Raw genomic sequence first — 975 nt, 5'->3', positions numbered from 1 at the left:
CCCCATTTTTCTTCAAACTCTAGCAGTCTTTCATATCCCTGCTGTTCGTTATTTGCCTGATAGATAGGTTTCATGTCGGCCATTACGGCCTTTTTATCTTTCTCAGGAACATAGCGCATGGACGAACGGATCTGGTGGACAATGCAAAGCTGCACCCTGGTCTTTGGAAAGATAGCTTCCACAGCTTCAGGAAAGCCCTTTAACCCGTCTATGCAGGCGATCAGGATATCTTCCACACCACGAGTTTTCAGATCGGTAAGCACTGACAGCCAGAACTTGGCACCCTCATTTTCAGAGGTGTAAAGGCCTAGCACATCTTTCTTACCCTCAATATCCACACCCAGAATATTGTAGATGGCGCGGGTTTCCACCGCTCCGTTTACCCTGACTTTGAAGAACATGCAATCCAGGAACACAAAGGGATAAACGGCCTCCAATGGTCTGTTACGCCATTCCTGCACCGCAGGCAATACACTATCAGTAATCCGTGAGATCTCAGCCGCAGAGATGTCCATGGCATACATTTCCTGCACATAATCACGCATGGCACGCGTACTCATGCCCATGGCATACATCGATAGGATATTGCCCTCCAGTTCCTCGGTAATGATCAGCTGGCGCTTGGGAACCACTTTTGGATCAAAGGTGCCCAGACGGTCACGCCCGGTTTCAAGTTCAAATTCTCCTGAACTCAGGCTCCGTACGGTCTTTTTACTTTTGCCGTTTTTACGATTAGCCTGACCGGCCAGCTTACTCTCGGAAATGTGATGCTCCAGTTCACCGGTCATCATCGATTCCAGAAAGTGTTTCATCATCGGTGCCAGTACACCATCAGTGCCCGTCATCTTTTTGCCGGCATATAAGCCTGCTATAGCTTCCTTTTTGAAGCTTTCAAAGTCAAAGTCTTCTTGTGTTGCCATTGTTTATGTCGATAGTTTAAAGTTACACTATTGACACAGTTCAGGAAACACCCTC

1 protein-coding gene is annotated in these 975 nt (G+C 47.5%); it reads right to left on the bottom strand.

From position 1 onward, the window contains the following. Nucleotides 1-920 (bottom strand): IS256 family transposase (locus EJV45_RS10360; RefSeq protein WP_129715613.1); only part of this gene is annotated, 920 nt, incomplete at its 3' end. Nucleotides 921-975 lie beyond the last annotated feature (55 nt).

This window comes from Pedobacter sp. SYP-B3415, assembly GCF_004138205.1.
In the GTDB taxonomy this organism is placed as follows: Bacteria; Bacteroidota; Bacteroidia; order Sphingobacteriales; family Sphingobacteriaceae; genus Pedobacter.
Note: the sequence above shows the minus strand (reverse complement) of the source record. Positions and strands in the feature narration are given on the sequence as shown.